This window comes from Streptomyces sp. SDr-06 (assembly GCF_003324565.1).
Classification (GTDB): Bacteria; Actinomycetota; Actinomycetes; order Streptomycetales; family Streptomycetaceae; genus Streptomyces.
In genome coordinates this window covers 186,021-202,133 of the sequence record NZ_QOLA01000012.1, presented here as the reverse complement: position 1 = coordinate 202,133, position 16,113 = coordinate 186,021, and the positions used below count along the sequence as shown (strand labels likewise).

12 protein-coding genes are annotated in these 16,113 nt (G+C 69.2%); 8 read left to right on the top strand and 4 right to left on the bottom strand.

Going from position 1 to position 16,113, the window contains the following annotated elements; all coding sequences use genetic code 11:
• Positions 1-18: 18 nt before the first annotated feature.
• Positions 19-1,056 carry a hypothetical protein gene (locus DT019_RS23965; protein WP_411292725.1) on the top strand — a complete coding sequence of 346 codons (1,038 nt, stop codon included), beginning with the start codon at positions 19-21 and terminating at the stop codon, positions 1,054-1,056.
• A gap of 7 nt (positions 1,057-1,063) precedes the next feature.
• Here the strand turns inward: DT019_RS23965 and DT019_RS23960 are convergent, their stop codons facing one another.
• From DT019_RS23960 to DT019_RS23945, 4 genes are read right to left on the bottom strand one after another with little or no spacing between them, the layout of a single operon-like run.
• Complete coding sequence (locus DT019_RS23960) at positions 1,064-1,834, bottom strand: succinate dehydrogenase/fumarate reductase iron-sulfur subunit (protein WP_114038949.1); 771 nt, start codon at positions 1,832-1,834, stop codon at positions 1,064-1,066.
• Positions 1,831-3,759 (bottom strand): fumarate reductase/succinate dehydrogenase flavoprotein subunit, encoded by a 1,929-nt coding sequence (locus DT019_RS23955; RefSeq protein WP_114038948.1) that lies wholly within the window; start codon positions 3,757-3,759, stop codon positions 1,831-1,833. Before DT019_RS23955 ends, DT019_RS23960 begins: the two co-directional genes overlap by 4 nt.
• Positions 3,760-3,761: 2 nt before the next feature.
• Positions 3,762-4,592: a hypothetical protein gene (locus DT019_RS23950; protein ID WP_114038947.1), complete on the bottom strand. Its 831-nt coding sequence runs from the start codon at positions 4,590-4,592 to the stop codon at positions 3,762-3,764.
• Positions 4,593-4,610: 18 nt separating this feature from the next.
• Positions 4,611-4,907, bottom strand: a complete 297-nt coding sequence (locus DT019_RS23945; protein WP_114038946.1) for a hypothetical protein — start codon at positions 4,905-4,907, stop codon at positions 4,611-4,613.
• Positions 4,908-5,225: 318 nt separating this feature from the next.
• Here DT019_RS23945 and DT019_RS23940 point away from each other — a divergent pair, with 318 nt between their 5' ends.
• The 7 genes from DT019_RS23940 (at position 5,226) to DT019_RS23910 (ending at position 16,099) form a co-directional block, all read left to right on the top strand.
• A complete protein-coding gene (locus tag DT019_RS23940; RefSeq protein ID WP_114038945.1) occupies positions 5,226-7,559 on the top strand; it encodes an ABC transporter family substrate-binding protein in 2,334 nt (777 codons plus the stop codon).
• 291 nt (positions 7,560-7,850) lie between these two features.
• Positions 7,851-9,758: a translational GTPase TypA gene (gene typA, locus DT019_RS23935; protein WP_114038944.1), complete on the top strand. Its 1,908-nt coding sequence runs from the start codon at positions 7,851-7,853 to the stop codon at positions 9,756-9,758.
• A 501-nt stretch (positions 9,759-10,259) separates the two neighbouring features.
• Positions 10,260-11,897, top strand: a complete 1,638-nt coding sequence (locus DT019_RS23930) for an ABC transporter substrate-binding protein (RefSeq protein ID WP_114038943.1) — start codon at positions 10,260-10,262, stop codon at positions 11,895-11,897.
• A gap of 136 nt (positions 11,898-12,033) precedes the next feature.
• Complete coding sequence (locus tag DT019_RS23925) at positions 12,034-12,960, top strand: ABC transporter permease (RefSeq protein ID WP_114038942.1); 927 nt, start codon at positions 12,034-12,036, stop codon at positions 12,958-12,960.
• On the top strand, positions 12,953-13,888 hold the full coding sequence (locus tag DT019_RS23920) for an ABC transporter permease (RefSeq protein WP_114038941.1): 936 nt from the start codon (positions 12,953-12,955) through the stop codon (positions 13,886-13,888). The genes DT019_RS23925 and DT019_RS23920 overlap by 8 nt, the downstream gene beginning before the upstream one ends.
• Before the next feature lie 11 nt (positions 13,889-13,899).
• Complete coding sequence (locus DT019_RS23915; RefSeq protein WP_114038940.1) at positions 13,900-14,958, top strand: ABC transporter ATP-binding protein; 1,059 nt, start codon at positions 13,900-13,902, stop codon at positions 14,956-14,958.
• Complete coding sequence (locus DT019_RS23910) at positions 14,951-16,099, top strand: ABC transporter ATP-binding protein (RefSeq protein ID WP_114038939.1); 1,149 nt, start codon at positions 14,951-14,953, stop codon at positions 16,097-16,099. The genes DT019_RS23915 and DT019_RS23910 overlap by 8 nt, the downstream gene beginning before the upstream one ends.
• Positions 16,100-16,113 lie beyond the last annotated feature (14 nt).

Below are 16,113 nucleotides of genomic sequence, written 5' to 3'. Positions count from 1 at the left end.
GGCCGCGGAGTGGGTGGGATACGGACCTGGTGGGGCGGCCGGGGCGGCCGATGGACCCGGCGCACCCTCGTGGCCGCCACCCTGACCCTCGTCGTGCTGGTCGCCGCGGCCGGAGTCGCCCTGCGCGCCCAGTACGCGGGGGCGCCCGGCGGGGACACCAGGACCCGGGGTCACGACGCGTACTGGCTCGGGCACGCCTGGGTCGACGGGCGCAAGACCGACAAGGACCTCGACGCGTTCGCGGCGAAACTGCGCGGCAGCGGCATCAGGGACCTCTACGTGCACACCGGCCCGCTCGACCACGACGGCACCCTGCCCGCCGCCCGCTACCCCAAGGCCCGCTGGCTGGTGGAGGGCGTGCACCGCAGGCTGCCCGACGTGCGCGTCCAGGCCTGGCTCGGTGACCAGCTGGCCAGTGAGGGGCCCGTCGGGCTGCGGCTCCACGAGAGCGCGACCCGCACGACGATCGTCACGACCGCCCGCCAGGTGCTGGACGGCGCGCATTTCGACGGCGTCCACGTCGACCTGGAGCCGCTGCCCTCCGGCGACCAGGACTACCTCACCCTGCTCGACTCGCTGCACGCGCTGACCCGGCCCCGCGGCGCCCTGCTCTCCGTCGCCGCGCACCAGATAGACCCGCTGCCCGCCCTGCACTCGGCGGCCGAGGGCCTCACCGGTCACGGCAAGTGGTGGGCGCAGGCTTACTTCGGCCAGGTGGCCCGCCGGGTGGACCAGATCGCCGTCATGTCGTACGACACCGCGATGCCCGTGCAGAGCCTGTACGGCGGCTATGTCGCCCGCCAGACCGCGCTGGCCCTCCAGGTCACCCCCAAGGAGACCGACCTGCTCATGGGGCTGCCGTTCTACGACGACGAGAGCATGTCCCACCACGGCTCCGCCGAGACGGTGGAGGCGGCCGTGCGCGGGGCCCGTCTGGGCCTGGCCCGCACCGACCGCCACCGCCAGCACTTCGGCGTCGCCCTCTACGTCGACTTCGCCGAGCGCGACGAGGACTGGGCCGCCTACCGCAAGGGCTGGAGCCGGCCGCAGAGTTGAGGCACCGTCACGAATCCCGGCGGCGGATCCGGCTGCCCAGCCACACCAGCGGGTCGTACTTGCGGTCCACCGCCCGCTCCTTCAGCGGGATCAGCGCATTGTCCGTGATCTTGATGTGCTCGGGGCAGACCTCCGTACAGCACTTGGTGATGTTGCAGTAGCCCAGCCCGTGCTCGTCCTGCGCGGTGCGCTTGCGGTCCAGGCCCGCCTCGGACGCGGCGTCCAGCGGGTGCATGTCGAGCTCCGCGACGCGCATGAGGAAGCGGGGTCCCGCGAAGGCCGCCTTGTTCTCCTCGTGGTCGCGCACCACATGGCAGGTGTCCTGGCACAGGAAGCACTCGATGCACTTGCGGAACTCCTGCGAGCGCTCCACGTCGATCTGCTGCATCCGGTACTCCCCGGCGGCCACCCCCTCGGGCGGCACGAACGCCGGGACCTCGCGTGCCTTCGCGTAGTTGAAGGACACGTCGGTGACGAGATCGCGGACGACCGGGAACGCCCGCAGGGGAGTCACCGTGATGACCTCCTCGCGGCCGAACACCGACATCCGCGTCATGCACATCAGCCGCGGCCGCCCGTTGATCTCGGCGCTGCACGAACCGCACTTGCCCGCCTTGCAGTTCCAGCGCACCGCGAGGTCGGGGGCCTGGGTCGCCTGGAGGCGGTGGATGATGTCGAGGACCACCTCGCCGTCGTTCACCTCGACCGTGAAGTCGGTGAGCTCACCGCCGCCGGTGTCGCCCCGCCAGACCCGGAAGCTCGCATCGTACGTACTCACTCGTAGAGCTCCTCTTCGGCGAGGTACTTGACCAGCTCCTCCTTCTCGAAGAGGGAGAGCAGGTCGGCACGGACGGGGTCGGTCTCCTCGCGGGCGAGCCTGATCTGGCCGCGCTCGGGGTCGGGGGGAGCCAGGCCCTCGGTGGGGTCGGCGAGGTGGCACAGCAGGTTCACCCGGCGCCAGGCGCGGTCCATGGCGGGCCAGTCCTCGCGGGTGTGGCCGCCGCGGCTCTCGGTGCGCTCCAGCGCGGCCCGCGCCACGCACTCGCTCACGAGCAGCATGTTGCGCAGGTCGAGCGCGAGGTGCCAGCCCGGGTTGAACTGGCGGTGCCCCTCGACCCCCGCGCGCCGGGCCCGGACCCGGAGCTCGGCGAGCTTGCGCAGCGCCTGGTGCATCTCGCCCTCGCGGCGGATGATGCCGACCAGGTCGTTCATGGCCTGCTGGAGCTCCTGGTGCAGGGTGTACGGGTTCTCGATGGGCGAGCCGTCCTCGGGGGCCTCGGCGCTGAAGGGCCGCAGCGCCTCGGCGGCCGCCGTGTCGATCTGGATCTCGTCCACGACCGGGCGGGCGGCGAGCGAGTCGGCGTACCGGGCGGCGTGCAGCCCGGCCCGGCGGCCGAAGACCAGGAGGTCGGAGAGCGAGTTGCCGCCGAGCCGGTTGGAGCCGTGCATGCCGCCCGCCACCTCACCGGCCGCGAACAGGCCGGGCACCGAGCGGGCCGCCGCGCTGTCGGAGTCCACGGCGATGCCGCCCATCACGTAGTGACAGGTGGGCCCGACCTCCATCGCCTCCGCCGTGATGTCCACGTCCGCCAGCTCCTTGAACTGGTGGTACATGGACGGCAGCCGGCGCCGGATCACCTCGGCGGGCATCCGCGTGGAGACGTCCAGGAAGACGCCGCCGTGCGGGGAGCCGCGGCCCGCCTTGACCTCGGCGTTGATCGCCCGGGCGACCTCGTCGCGCGGGAGCAGCTCGGGCGGGCGCCGGTTGTGGTCCGGGTCCTCGTACCAGCGGTCGCCCTCCTCCTCGGACTCCGCGTACTTCTCCTTGAAGACGTCCGGCACGTAGTCGAACATGAAGCGCCTGCCGTCGGAGTTCCTCAGCACCCCGCCGTCGCCGCGCACCGATTCGGTGACCAGGATGCCTTTCACCGACGGTGGCCAGACCATCCCCGTGGGGTGGAACTGCACGAACTCCATGTTCAGGAGCGGTGCCCCGGCGAGCAGCGCGAGCGCGTGGCCGTCGCCGGTGTACTCCCAGGAGTTGGACGTCACCTTGAACGACTTGCCGATGCCCCCGGTCGCGAGCACCACCGCGGGGGCCTCCAGGACGAAGAACCGGCCGCTCTCCCGCTCGTAGCAGAAGGCCCCGGCCACCCGCTCGCCCTCCTTGAGGACCCGGGTGACGGTGCACTCCTGGAAGACCTTCAGGCGCGCCTCGTAGTCCCCGAACTCCCGCTTGTCCTCCTGCTGGAGGCTCACGATCTTCTGCTGGAGGGTGCGGATGAGTTCGAGTCCGGTACGGTCGCCGACGTGTGCGAGGCGCGGGTATTCGTGGCCGCCGAAGTTGCGCTGCGAGATCCGGCCGTCGGCGGTGCGGTCGAACAGGGCGCCCCAGGTCTCCAACTCCCAGACACGGTCGGGTGCTTCGCGGGCGTGCAGCTCCGCCATGCGCCACTGGTTGAGGAACTTGCCCCCGCGCATGGTGTCGCGGAAGTGCACCTGCCAGTTGTCGCCGGAGTTCACGTTGCCCATGGAGGCGGCGATCCCGCCCTCCGCCATGACGGTGTGGGCCTTGCCGAAGAGGGACTTGCAGATCACCGCCGTACGCTTGCCCCGCTCCCGCGCCTCGATGGCGGCCCGCAGCCCCGCCCCGCCCGCTCCCACCACGACGACGTCCCACTGCTGTCGTTCGAGTTGTGTCATGTCTAGAAGAACCTCGGATCGTCGAACGCCCCGGTGGCGAGCAGGTACACGTAGAAGTCGGCGAGCGCGACGCTGATCAACGACGCCCAGGCGAGCAGCATGTGACGCTCATTCAGTTTGCCGACCCAACCCCAGAGCCGGTAGCGCACCGGATGCCTGGAGAAGTGCCGCAGCCGGCCGCCGATGATGTGCCGGCAGGAGTGGCAGGACAGGGTGTACGTCCAGATCAGCGCGATGTTGACCAGGAACACCAGACTGCCGAGCCCCATGTGGCCCCACCGGTAGTGCTCGTCGCGGAACGAGAGCGCCGTGTCGTACGTCAGGACCCCGGCGACCAGGACCGCGAAGTAGAAGAAGTACCGGTGGACGTTCTGCAGGATGAGCGGGAAGCGGGTCTCGCCCGAGTACGTCCTGTGCGGCTCGGCCACCGCGCAGGCGGGCGGCGAGGCCCAGAAGCCGCGGTAGTACGCCTTGCGGTAGTAGTAGCAGGTCAGCCGGAAGCCGAGCGGGAAGATCAGGATCAGGAGCGCGGGGGACAGGCCCCACCAGCTGCCGAAGACGTCCGCGTTCGGGCCGTGCCGCATCGGTGCGCAGTTGTCGGCGAGGCACGGGGAGTAGAACGGCGAGACATAGGGCGCGTGGTAGTAGTCCGCGTTCGCGAACGCCCGCCAGGTCGAGTACGCGATGAAGGCGAGCAGTCCCGCCGCGGTGACGGCCGGCGCCAGCCACCAGCGGTCGGTCCGCAGATGGCGGGGCGCGATCGCGGCGCGCGAGGCGTCGTGGACGCCGGTGCTCGCCCCCGCCGGGGGAGAGGGTTCCGTGCCTGTGGCCAAGAGTGGCTCCCGTGGAGGTCAGGGGGTGCGCCGGCCGCGGGACCGGGTGCTCCCGAGCCCTTCGTCGTCCGAATCGGTCCAGAGCGAGGTGTCGTACGGGGTGTCGGGGATGGTGACCAGGTCGGGCCGGGCCGGGGCGCCGCCGGGCGGGGCCGCCTCGCGGAGCAGTGCGAGGCTCTCGCGCAGATGGTCGGCGTCGGTCCGCACCCGCCGGATGTCCAGGCCGTCCCCGACCTGTTTCTCCAGCCGCCCGACGGTGCGTACGAGGTCGTCGAGGCAGCGCTGAGCCGCCGTCAACTCATCCTGCAGGGACATGACTTGCCCGCCTTTCGCCGGAGCGGGTGGCAATGTTCATGCGCCTGAGAGTGTCGCGCCTCACATGCGCGGTTGTGAAGGTGCGTGCACAGGGTTGTGGGGTTGCGCAATCGCGGCGCGCCCCCTATGGAGCGGGCCGCCCCCTTCCGGCCGGGCCGGCGGGGTTCGCGGGGGCGTTCGGCCGCACGGGTGGGGTTCGGGGCCCGGTGCGCCGTGTCGCCGCCCCGGCGGCGGGACCGTCCTCTTCAGTGGCTGGGATACGTGTGATCATCGCGAAATGGCATCAAATCCCATAAATCTGACGAAGAGGTACAAGCCATGTCCCACGTCGGTGACCCGAACGGGAAGGCGACCCGGATCCTCGCGGCGATCCGGACCGCGGCCTCCGTCCGGTCGCGTTCCGTCGCGCTCCTGACCACCGGGGTGCTCGCGCTCCCCGTGCTGACCGGCTGCGGCTCCGCCGACAGCGGTTCCGCGGTCGGAGCCGCGCCCCAGGACATCGGGGCCGCTGCCCGGCCGAAAGTCGCCGACGGGGGCACCCTGAAGTGGGCCGTCGACGCGATGCCCGAGACGCTCAACACCTTCCAGGCCGACGCCGACACCGCGACCCAGCGGGTCGCCCAGGCGGTGCTGCCCGCGCTGTTCACCCTGGACGAGCGGGGCCGGCCCCAGCGCAACGCCGACTACCTGGAGTCCGCCGAGGTCGTCCAGCGCGAGCCGAAGCAGGTCGTGCTCTACAAGCTCAACCAGAAGGCCGTGTGGAGCGACGGCCGCGAGATCGGCGCCCCCGACTTCGTCGCCCAGTGGCGCGCGCTGAGCGGCAAGGACTCGGCCTACTGGACCGCCCGCAACGCCGGCTACGAGCGCATCGAGAAGATCGAGAAGGGTGCCAACGACCTGGAGGTCAAGGTCACCTTCGCCAAGCCGTACGCCGACTGGCGCTCCCTGTTCAGCCCGCTCTACCCCAAGGACGTCACCGGCACCCCCGACGCCTTCAACGACGGCGCCCGTACGAAGCTGAAGGCGACCGCCGGCGCCTTCCGGCTCAAGGAGGCCGACCGCGCCAAGGGGACCGTCACCCTGGAGCGCAACCCGCGCTGGTGGGGACATCCCGCCAAGCTCGACACGCTGGTCCTGGAGGCCGTGCCGCGCGACAAGCGGGCCGCCGCGCTCGCCGCGGGAACGGTCGACATCGCCGAGATCGACCGGGCCGACGCCGACCGCATCAAGCTCGCCGAACGCGATCAGGGCCAGGCGGTCACCCACGGCCCCGGAGCCGCCGTCACCCCGGCCTCCGCGCTGCGCTCCTGGGCGATCGCCCACGGCGGCGAGGACGACAAGGCCGAGGCCGAGCGGGAGGCGCGCCAGGAGAGCCGGGCCGCCATCGAGAAGTACGCCAGGGAGCAGGCAGGGCTGCGCGGCCTCACCATCCGCAAGACGCTGGAGCCCGCCTACACCCAGCTCGCCATCAACGGCGCCTCCGGGCCGCTGTCCGACGAGCGGGTGCGGCGCGCCGTGGCCCGCGCGCTCAACCGCCAGGAGATCGCCGAGGCGGTCCTCAAGCCGCTGGGGCTGCCCGCCCAGCCCCCCGGCAGCCACCTCGCCCTCGCCGGGCAGGACGCGTACACCGACAGCAGCGACGCGCTGGGCAGTCACGACGAGAAGGAGGCGCGGGCGCTGCTCGCCGACGCCGGGTGGACGGTCGGCGGCGCCCGGCAGAAGCCGAAGCAGGACACCGCCAAGGCGGGCAGCGCGGCCGACGGCGAGCAGGAGGACGACGGCAAGCGCCAGGCGACCGGCAACCACCCCAACGACGAGGGCACCTACATCGTCGGCGACGACAAGCCGGGCAGCGCGGGCTCCGGCGCAGGATCGGGTACGTATGTGCTCGCCCCGGCCCGCGCGGCCGGCCTCCAGCAGGCCGCGCTGCTCCGGCAGGCCAGGGTCTTCGACACCGAGCCCGCCGAGCAGGCCCGCAAGGCCGCCGACAGGAACACCAAGACCGAGGCGCGCCTGAAGGGCGGCGGCGCCCCGGGCGCGTACGCCCCGAAGGGCACCGCGGCCCCGGCCCAGGGCGGCCCGCTCGGCAAGGACGGCAAGCCGCTCACCCTGCGCTTCGTGCTCCCCTCGGGGCCCGGCTCCGAGTCGCTGCGCGCGGTGGGCGACAAGATCGTGGCCATGCTGAAGGACGTCGGCATCAACACCGAGATCGTCAAGGTCGCCGACGACAGCTACTTCAAGGACCACATCGCCTCCGGCAACTTCGACCTGGCCCTCTACTCGTGGCCCGGCACCGCCTATCCGGCCACCGATGACCGGCCGATCTTCGCCAAGCCGGAGCCCGCCGCCGACGGCTCGCTGCTCGTCGAACAGAACTACAGCCGGGTCGGCACCGACCACATCGACCAGCTCTTCGAGCAGGCGGCCGGCGAGCTGGACGAGGACGAGGCCCGCGACCTGGTCCAGAAGGCCGACGCCAGGATCTGGGCGGCGGCCGGCTCCATTCCCCTCTACCAGCGTCCGCAGCTGGTCGCCGTGAAGCCGAACGTGGCCAATGCCGGGGCCTTCGGCTTCGCCGCCCCGCACTTCCAGGACATCGGGTTCAAGAAGCCGGAAACGGCGCCCGACGGGTCGGCGAACACCAAGAAGTAGAAAGGGAAACCAGCAGGTCAGAAGCGGGCCGGGGGTATGGCCCGAAGCTCAGAACCTGCTCAAGTCACTTGCCCGCCGGCCCCACCGGCGGGCAAGGTCGTACACGCCCCTGACCCAGGCTCAATCATGACGTAGCCCCCTGCTCAAGATCGGCAGAATCCGGCCCGGGAGGCCGTTGGCGCGGCGGCCCCGTACCATGGGAGGCAGCCGTGGCCTGTCTGCCCGGCGGGCGGACGAGGACTCGACCGCGTCAGACGCCTGATCCCACGATCGAGAGAAGCGCCAGTCAGTATGCCCACGCGCCACGACATCCGTAACGTCGCCATCGTCGCCCACGTCGACCACGGCAAGACCACCCTGGTCGACGCCATGCTCAAGCAGGCCGGTGCCTTCGCCGCGCACGCCGCCGAGTCGCTCGACGACCGCATGATGGACAGCAACGACCTGGAGCGTGAGAAGGGCATCACGATCCTGGCCAAGAACACGGCCGTCAAGTACCACCCCAAGGATGGCGGCGACGTCATCACCATCAACATCATCGACACCCCGGGCCACGCCGACTTCGGTGGCGAGGTCGAGCGCGGTCTGTCGATGGTGGACGCGGTCGTCCTGCTCGTGGACGCCTCCGAGGGCCCGCTGCCGCAGACCCGCTTCGTGCTCCGCAAGGCGCTCCAGGCCCGGATGCCCGTCATCCTCTGCATCAACAAGACGGACCGCCCGGACTCCCGGATCGACGAGGTCGTCAACGAGACGTACGACCTGTTCCTGGACCTGGACGCCGACGAGGACCAGATCGAGTTCCCGATCGTCTACGCCTGCGCCCGTGACGGCGTCGCGTCGCTGACCAAGCCGGAGGACGGCACCGTCCCGGCCGACAGCGACAACCTGGAGCCGTTCTTCTCGACGATCCTGTCGCACGTCCCGGCCCCCGAGTACGACGAGACCGCCCCCCTCCAGGCGCACGTCACCAACCTGGACGCCGACAACTTCCTCGGCCGCATCGCGCTGCTCCGCGTCGAGCAGGGCGAGCTGCGCAAGGGCCAGACCGTCGCGTGGATCAAGCGGGACGGCACCATCTCCAACGTCCGCATCACCGAGCTGATGATGACCGAGGCGCTCACCCGCAAGCCGGCCGAGGTGGCCGGTCCCGGTGACATCTGCGCGGTCGCGGGCATCCCCGACATCATGATCGGCGAGACCCTGGCCGACCCGGAGAACCCGATCGCGCTGCCGCTGATCACGGTCGACCAGCCGGCCATCTCCATGACCATCGGTACGAACACCTCGCCGCTGGTCGGCCGCGGTGGTTCCGGCAAGGGCGCGGACGCCAAGGCGACCGTCAAGGACCGCAAGGTCACCGCCCGCCAGGTCAAGGACCGCCTGGACCGCGAGCTCATCGGCAACGTCTCGCTGCGCGTGCTCGACACCGAGCGTCCCGACGCCTGGGAGGTCCAGGGCCGCGGCGAGCTCGCGCTCGCGATCCTCGTCGAGCAGATGCGCCGCGAGGGCTTCGAGCTCACCATCGGCAAGCCGCAGGTCGTCACCAAGCTCGTCGACGGCAAGGTGCACGAGCCGGTCGAGCGTCTGACGGTCGACGTCCCCGAGGAGCACATGGGCGCGGTCACGCAGCTCATGGGCGTCCGCAAGGGCCGCATGGACAACATGTCCAACCACGGCTCCGGCTGGGTCCGCATGGAGTTCGTCGTCCCGTCCCGCGGCCTCATCGGCTTCCGTACGGAGTTCCTGACGAACACCCGCGGCACCGGTATCGCCCACTCGATCCACGAGGGCCACGAGCCGTGGTTCGGCACCCTGACGACCCGTAACAACGGTTCGCTCGTCGCCGACCGCGCCGGTTCCGTCACCCCCTTCGCGATGATCAACCTCCAGGAGCGCGGTGTGCTGTTCACCGAGCCCGGCACCGAGGTCTACGAGGGCATGATCGTCGGCGAGAACTCGCGCGCCGACGACATGGACGTGAACATCACCAAGGAGAAGAAGCTCACCAACATGCGTGCCGCTTCCGCCGACAACACCGAGAACGTGGTGCCGGCGCGCAAGCTCTCCCTGGAGCAGTCCCTGGAGTTCTGCCGCGACGACGAGTGCGTCGAGGTGACCCCGGAGGCCGTGCGCATCCGCAAGGTCGTCCTGGACGCCAAGGAGCGCGGCCGCACCGCGTCCCGCGCCAAGCGCAACTGACGCACCCCGTACGCCCTGAGGGCCCGGTTCCGCGAACTCCGCGGGGCCGGGCCTTCGGCGTTGGCGCCGGGTCCGGGCGGCGCCGGGCGCACGTGCGGGTGATCAAGTTCAAAGGACCGTCAAAGAGCTCGGTGAACGGTGCCGGAAGCCCTCTACGGTCAAGTTGTTTTAACCGGCACGCTGTTCGGATATCGACCGTCGCTCTCCGGAAGATGTGTTAACGGTCCGTTTCGGGTGTGTCTGTCTGTGCTCATTTTGTCCGGATTTCGGGCCGTTGACCGGTACTGATGTTGTCAAAACGAGACCCTTTAAGTGTGGTTTACAGCCCGGCCGTACTTAATAGTTGGCTCCATTGAGCTCGGGTCAATGGGTCACGCACTGTGGGGAGTGCCGACTCACGAGCACACTCGGGGTACTTGACGTCAGAGCGCTGTCAGGGGTGTCAGCGCGCGTAGAAGTACCCCTCTTGTAGTGACAAGTGGACTCATGAGGAGGAAACCCATGCGTGGTGCTACGAGCGCCAAGTGGGTCGCGGGAGCGGCAATCATCGCCCTGGGCGCCACCGCTTGCGGTGGCGGCAGCGGCTCCGGCTCCGATGCGAAGGCCGCGGTGGACGCCCAGGGCGTCTACAGCTACCAGAGCAGCGAGCCGCAGCACCCGTTGCAGCCGGCCAACGCGATGGAGGTCGGCGGCGGCCGTATCGTCAAGAACCTGTTCCGCGGGCTGACGGACTACGACCCGACGACGGGCAAGCTGCGGAACCAGATGGCCGAGAAGATCGAGACCACTGACTCCCAGCACTACAAGATCACCATCAAGTCCGGCTGGACCTTCCACGACGGCACCCCGGTGACCGCCTCGTCCTTCGTGGACTCGTGGAACTGGTCGGCCAACACCAAGAACAACCAGGTCAACTCCAACTGGTTCTCGGACATCGCCGGTTACACCGACGTCCACCCCGAGAAGGGCAAGGGCGACCCGACGACCGACAAGATGTCCGGTCTGAAGGCGATCGACGACAAGACGATCCAGATCGACCTGACCGCCCCGGTCTCGTACTTCCCGTACAAGCTCGGCTACACGGCCTTCTCGCCGCTGCCGAAGGCCTTCTTCACCGACCCGAAGAAGTACGGCGAGTCCCCGATCGGCAACGGCCCTTACCAGTTCGTCAGCTGGGAGCACAACAAGGCCGTCACGCTGAAGGCGTACGCCGGCTACAAGGGCGACGACAAGCCGAAGAACGGCGGCATCGTCTTCAAGAACTACACCCAGGCCGAGGCTGCCTACAAGGAGCTCACCTCGGACACCCTGGACGTGCTGGACCAGGTCGACCCGACCGACCTCCCGAAGTACAAGGCGGACCTCGGCAACCGCGCCGTCGACCAGCCGATGGGTGGCATCACCTCCATCGCCTTCGCCATGTACGACGCCGGCTGGAAGGCCCCCGAGAAGGCCAAGGTCCGCCAGGGTCTCTCGATGGCGATCGACCGCGACACCATCACCAAGACGGTGCTCCAGGGTTCGCGTCAGCCCGCCGACAGCTGGGTCGCCCCGGGTGTCGCCGGCTACAAGCAGGGCGCCTGTGGCGACGCCTGCACGTACAACCCGGCCAAGGCCAAGGAGCTCATCGCCGCGGGCGGTGGCGTTCCCAACAACAAGGTCACCATCCTCTACAACGCCGACGGCGGTCACAAGGAGTGGGTGGACGCGGTCTGCAACTCCATCCGCCAGGCCACCGGCGTCGAGTGCACCGGCGACCCGAAGCCCGACTTCAAGACCGCGCGTGACCTGATCGACGGTCACAAGGTCACCAGCATCATGCGGTCGGCGTGGCAGCAGGACTACCCGCTGAACGCCAACTTCCTGCGCGACATCTACGGCACGGGCGCCTCGGCGAACGACTCGCTGTACTCCAGCCCGGAGTTCGACAAGTTCTCGAAGGACGCCGACAAGGCGACCAACGTCGACCAGACCGTGGCGCTGTACCAGCAGGCCGAGGGCGTGCTCGCCAAGGACATGCCGTCCATCCCGCTCTGGTACTACAAGACCAACGCCGGCTGGTCGAACAAGGTCCAGAACGTGAAGTACGACTCCTTCGGTGACCCGGTGTTCACCCAGGTCGAGGTCAAGAAGAAGTAACCAGGTCGGCATCCGGCCCACCCCCAAGCTCCGCAATCGCGGGGCAGGCACAGTGAAGACGCGGCCGGTCGCTCCCCTCTACCCTTGAGGGGAGCGGTCCGGCCGCCGTCGCGCCGACCCCATCTATGGAGGCACCATGGGGCGTTATGTCGCGAGGCGACTGCTCCAGATGATCCCGGTATTCCTCGGGACGACCCTGCTCATCTTCCTGATGGTGTACGCCCTGCCGGGCGACCCCGTCAGAGCCATGTGGGGCGACAAAGCGGCAGACCCCGCCCAGCTCGCCGCCATCAAGCACCAACTGGGCCTGGACCAGCCGCTGTGGAAGCAGTACTGGGACTACCTGTCCAACCTGGCCCACTTCGACTTCGGCATGACGATGTCGGGCCGCAAGGTCACCGACGTGATGAGCGAGGCCCTGCCGGTCACGGTCCGGCTCGCGCTCATGGCGTTCGGCATCGAGCTCGTCCTCGGCGTGCTGCTCGGCGTGCTGTCCGGCCTGCGCCGCAACAAGCTCATGGACAAGCTCGTCCTCGTCATCACCCTCCTGGTGATCTCCGTGCCGATCTTCGTCCTGGCCTACGTCTTCCAGGCGATCTTCGCGGACGGTCTCGGATGGGTCACGCCGACCGTCCAGGACTCCATGGACCTCAGCCAGTTGATGCTTCCGGCGATCGTGCTCGGTTCGCTGTCGCTCGCCTACGTGGCCCGGCTCTCGCGCACCTCGATCGTCGAGAACCTGCGCGCGGACTACATCCGCACCGCCGTCGCCAAGGGTCTGCCCAAGAGCCGCATCATCACCCGCCACCTGCTGCGCAACTCGCTGATCCCGGTGGTGACCTTCCTCGGAACCGACCTCGGCGCCCTGATGGGCGGCGCGATCGTCACCGAGGGCATCTTCAACGTGCAGGGTGTCGGAAACGCGCTCTACCGCGCCATCAACGGCAAGGAAGGTGCGACGGTGGTCGGTTTCGTGACCGTCCTGGTCGTCGTCTACCTCCTCTCCAGCCTGATCGTCGACCTGCTCTACGCGGTCCTGGACCCGAGGATCCGGTATGCCTGACACCATCGAGAAGACCTCGGTCCCCGGATCGGCGGCCGTAAACGCCCCGGCCGACCAGGTCGACAAGCCGCGCAGCCTCTGGTCGGACGCGTGGGGCGACCTGCGCCGCCGCCCGGTCTTCATCCTGTCGGCGCTGCTCATCGTGCTGCTCATCGCGATCTCCATCGCGCCGAGCCTGTTCACCTCGGTGGACCCGCGCGCCGGTGACCTGCGCAACCACTACCTGACCACGCCGAACTGGGGCCACCTGTTCCAGCCGGACTGGTTCGGGTACGACGGTCAGGGCCGCAGCATCTACGCCCGTACGCTCTACGGCGCCCGGGCCTCGATCACCGTCGGCATCTGCGTGACCGCCGCGGTCACCATCGTCGGTGGCATCACCGGCATGATCGCCGGTTACTTCGGGGGCTGGGTCGACACCGTGCTCTCGCGCGTCACCGACATCTTCTTCGGCATCCCGCTGCTCCTCGGTTCGCTGGTGATCCTCAACGCGTTCACCAACCGCACCGTGTGGACCGTGGTGTTCGCCCTCGCGGTGCTCGGCTGGACGCAGATGACCCGTGTCATGCGCGGCGCCGTCATCACCGCGAAGGCCGCCGACTACGTCACCGCGGCCCGTGCGCTCGGTGCCGGCACCTTCCGGATCATGCTCCGGCACATCCTGCCGAACGCGGTCGCCCCGGTGATCGTGGTCGCCACGATCGCGCTCGGCGGCTACATCGGCGCCGAGGCGACGCTGAGCTACCTCGGCATCGGTCTGCAGGACCCGACGATCAGCTGGGGCATCGACATCTCGTCGGCCCAGCGCGTGATCCGCACGGCCCCGCACGCACTGTTCTTCCCCGCGGGCATGCTGAGCCTCACCGTTCTCGCGTTCATCATGCTCGGCGACGCGGTGCGCGACGCCCTCGACCCCAAGCTGCGCTGAGGAGGGCGTACGTGACCATCATCGACAAGACCCTCGACGTTCCGGCCCAGCGTCCCAACGGGGACGAGTCCGCCGCGCTGCTCGAAGTCCGTGACCTGCACGTGGAGTTCCACACCCGAGAGGGCGTGGCCAAGGCGGTCAACGGTGTCAACTACTCGGTGAACGCGGGCGAGACGCTCGCCGTGCTCGGCGAGTCCGGCTCCGGCAAGTCCGTGACCGCCCAGGCGATCATGGGCATCCTCGACATGCCGCCGGGGAAGATCCCGCAGGGCGAGATCCTCTTCCACGGCCAGGACATGCTCAAGATGTCCAACGAGGAGCGCCGCAAGATCCGTGGCCGGAAGATCGCGATGATCTTCCAGGACGCGCTCTCCGCGCTCAACCCGGTGCTGAACGTCGGCTACCAGCTCGGCGAGATGTTCCAGGTGCACCAGGGGCTGTCCCGCAAGGACGCCAAGCTCAAGGCCATCGAGCTGATGGACAAGGTCAAGATCCCGGCCGCCAAGGCCCGGGTCACCGACTACCCCCACCAGTTCTCCGGCGGCATGCGCCAGCGCATCATGATCGCGATGGCGCTCGCCCTGGAGCCGGACCTGATCATCGCGGACGAGCCGACCACCGCGCTCGACGTGACCGTCCAGGCCCAGGTCATGGACCTGCTCGCGGAGTTGCAGCGCGAGTACAACATGGGCCTGATCCTGATCACCCACGACCTCGGCGTGGTGGCCGACGTCGCGGACAAGATCGCGGTGATGTACGCGGGCCGCATCGTCGAGCAGGCCCCGGTGCACGAGATCTACAAGCGCCCCGCGCACCCGTACACCAAGGGACTGCTCGCCTCGATCCCGCGCCTGGACCAGAAGGGCCAGGAGCTGTACGCGATCAAGGGGCTGCCGCCCAACCTCCTGAAGATCCCGACCGGTTGCGCCTTCAACCCGCGCTGCCCGCAGGCGCAGGACATCTGCCGCGAGGAGGTCCCGGCCCTGCTGCCGGTGACCGAGCAGGACGGCACCGATCTGGTCGGCCGCGGCAGCGCCTGCCACTTCTGGAAGGAGACGATCCATGGCTGAGCTCGACAAGAAGGACGAGGCCGTGGACGCCACCCCCAACGTCACCGACGTCGTCAAGGCGGACGCCTCCACGACCAGTGAGGTCGAGGCGATCCTCGACGCGCCGGTCGACCGGGGCGAGCCGATCCTCCAGGTCCGCAATCTGGTCAAGCACTTCCCGCTGACCAGCGGCATCCTGTTCAGGAAGCAGGTCGGCGCGGTCAAGGCCGTCGACGGGATCTCCTTCGACCTGTACCAGGGCGAGACCCTGGGCATCGTGGGCGAGTCCGGCTGCGGCAAGTCCACCGTCGCCCGGCTGCTCATGACGCTGGAGCGGGCGACCGCCGGCGAGGTCTTCTACAAGGGCCAGGACATCACCAAGCTGTCCGGGCGCGCGCTGAAGGCGGTCCGCCGCAACATCCAGATGGTGTTCCAGGACCCGTACACGTCGTTGAACCCGCGCATGACGGTCGGCGACATCATCGGGGAGCCCTACGAGATCCACCCCGAGGTGGCTCCCAAGGGCGACCGGCGCCGCAAGGTCCAGGAGCTCCTGGACGTCGTGGGCCTCAACCCGGAGTACATCAACCGGTACCCGCACCAGTTCTCCGGCGGTCAGCGCCAGCGCATCGGCATCGCCCGCGGCCTCGCGCTGAACCCCGAGATCATCATCTGCGACGAGCCGGTCTCCGCCCTGGACGTGTCCGTCCAGGCCCAGGTGATCAACCTGATGGAGAAGCTGCAGAACGAGTTCAACCTGTCGTACGTGTTCATCGCGCACGACCTGTCGATCGTGCGGCACATCTCCGACCGGGTCGGCGTGATGTACCTCGGCAAGATGGCCGAGATCGGCACCGACCAGCAGATCTACGAGCACCCGACGCACCCCTACACCCAGGCGCTGCTGTCGGCCGTTCCGGTCCCCGACCCCGATGCGCGCGAGCACCGCGAGCGGATCATCCTCACCGGTGACGTCCCCTCGCCCGCGAACCCGCCGTCGGGCTGCCGCTTCCGCACCCGGTGCTGGAAGGCGGAGGACCGCTGCTCGACCGAGCTCCCGCTGCTCGCGATCCCGGAGCGCTTCCAGGGTCTGGACAGCCCGGTCGCGCACGAGTCGGCATGCCACTTCGCCGAGGAGAAGGACGTGGTCGGCGCGGCCTGACGCGTTCACCAACA

Bases quoted from the DNA above. Each gene is read 5' to 3' on its own strand.
- DT019_RS23925 (WP_114038942.1), top strand. From the start codon at position 12,034: ATGGGGCGTTATGTCGCGAGGCGACTGCTCCAGATGATCCCGGTATTC.
- typA (WP_114038944.1), top strand. From the start codon at position 7,851: ATGCCCACGCGCCACGACATCCGTAACGTCGCCATCGTCGCCCACGTC.
- DT019_RS23930 (WP_114038943.1), top strand. From the start codon at position 10,260: ATGCGTGGTGCTACGAGCGCCAAGTGGGTCGCGGGAGCGGCAATCATC.
- DT019_RS23910 (WP_114038939.1), top strand. From the start codon at position 14,951: ATGGCTGAGCTCGACAAGAAGGACGAGGCCGTGGACGCCACCCCCAAC.
- DT019_RS23940 (WP_114038945.1), top strand. From the start codon at position 5,226: ATGTCCCACGTCGGTGACCCGAACGGGAAGGCGACCCGGATCCTCGCG.
- DT019_RS23955 (WP_114038948.1), bottom strand. From the start codon at position 3,759: ATGACACAACTCGAACGACAGCAGTGGGACGTCGTCGTGGTGGGAGCG.
- DT019_RS23945 (WP_114038946.1), bottom strand. From the start codon at position 4,907: ATGTCCCTGCAGGATGAGTTGACGGCGGCTCAGCGCTGCCTCGACGAC.
- DT019_RS23920 (WP_114038941.1), top strand. From the start codon at position 12,953: ATGCCTGACACCATCGAGAAGACCTCGGTCCCCGGATCGGCGGCCGTA.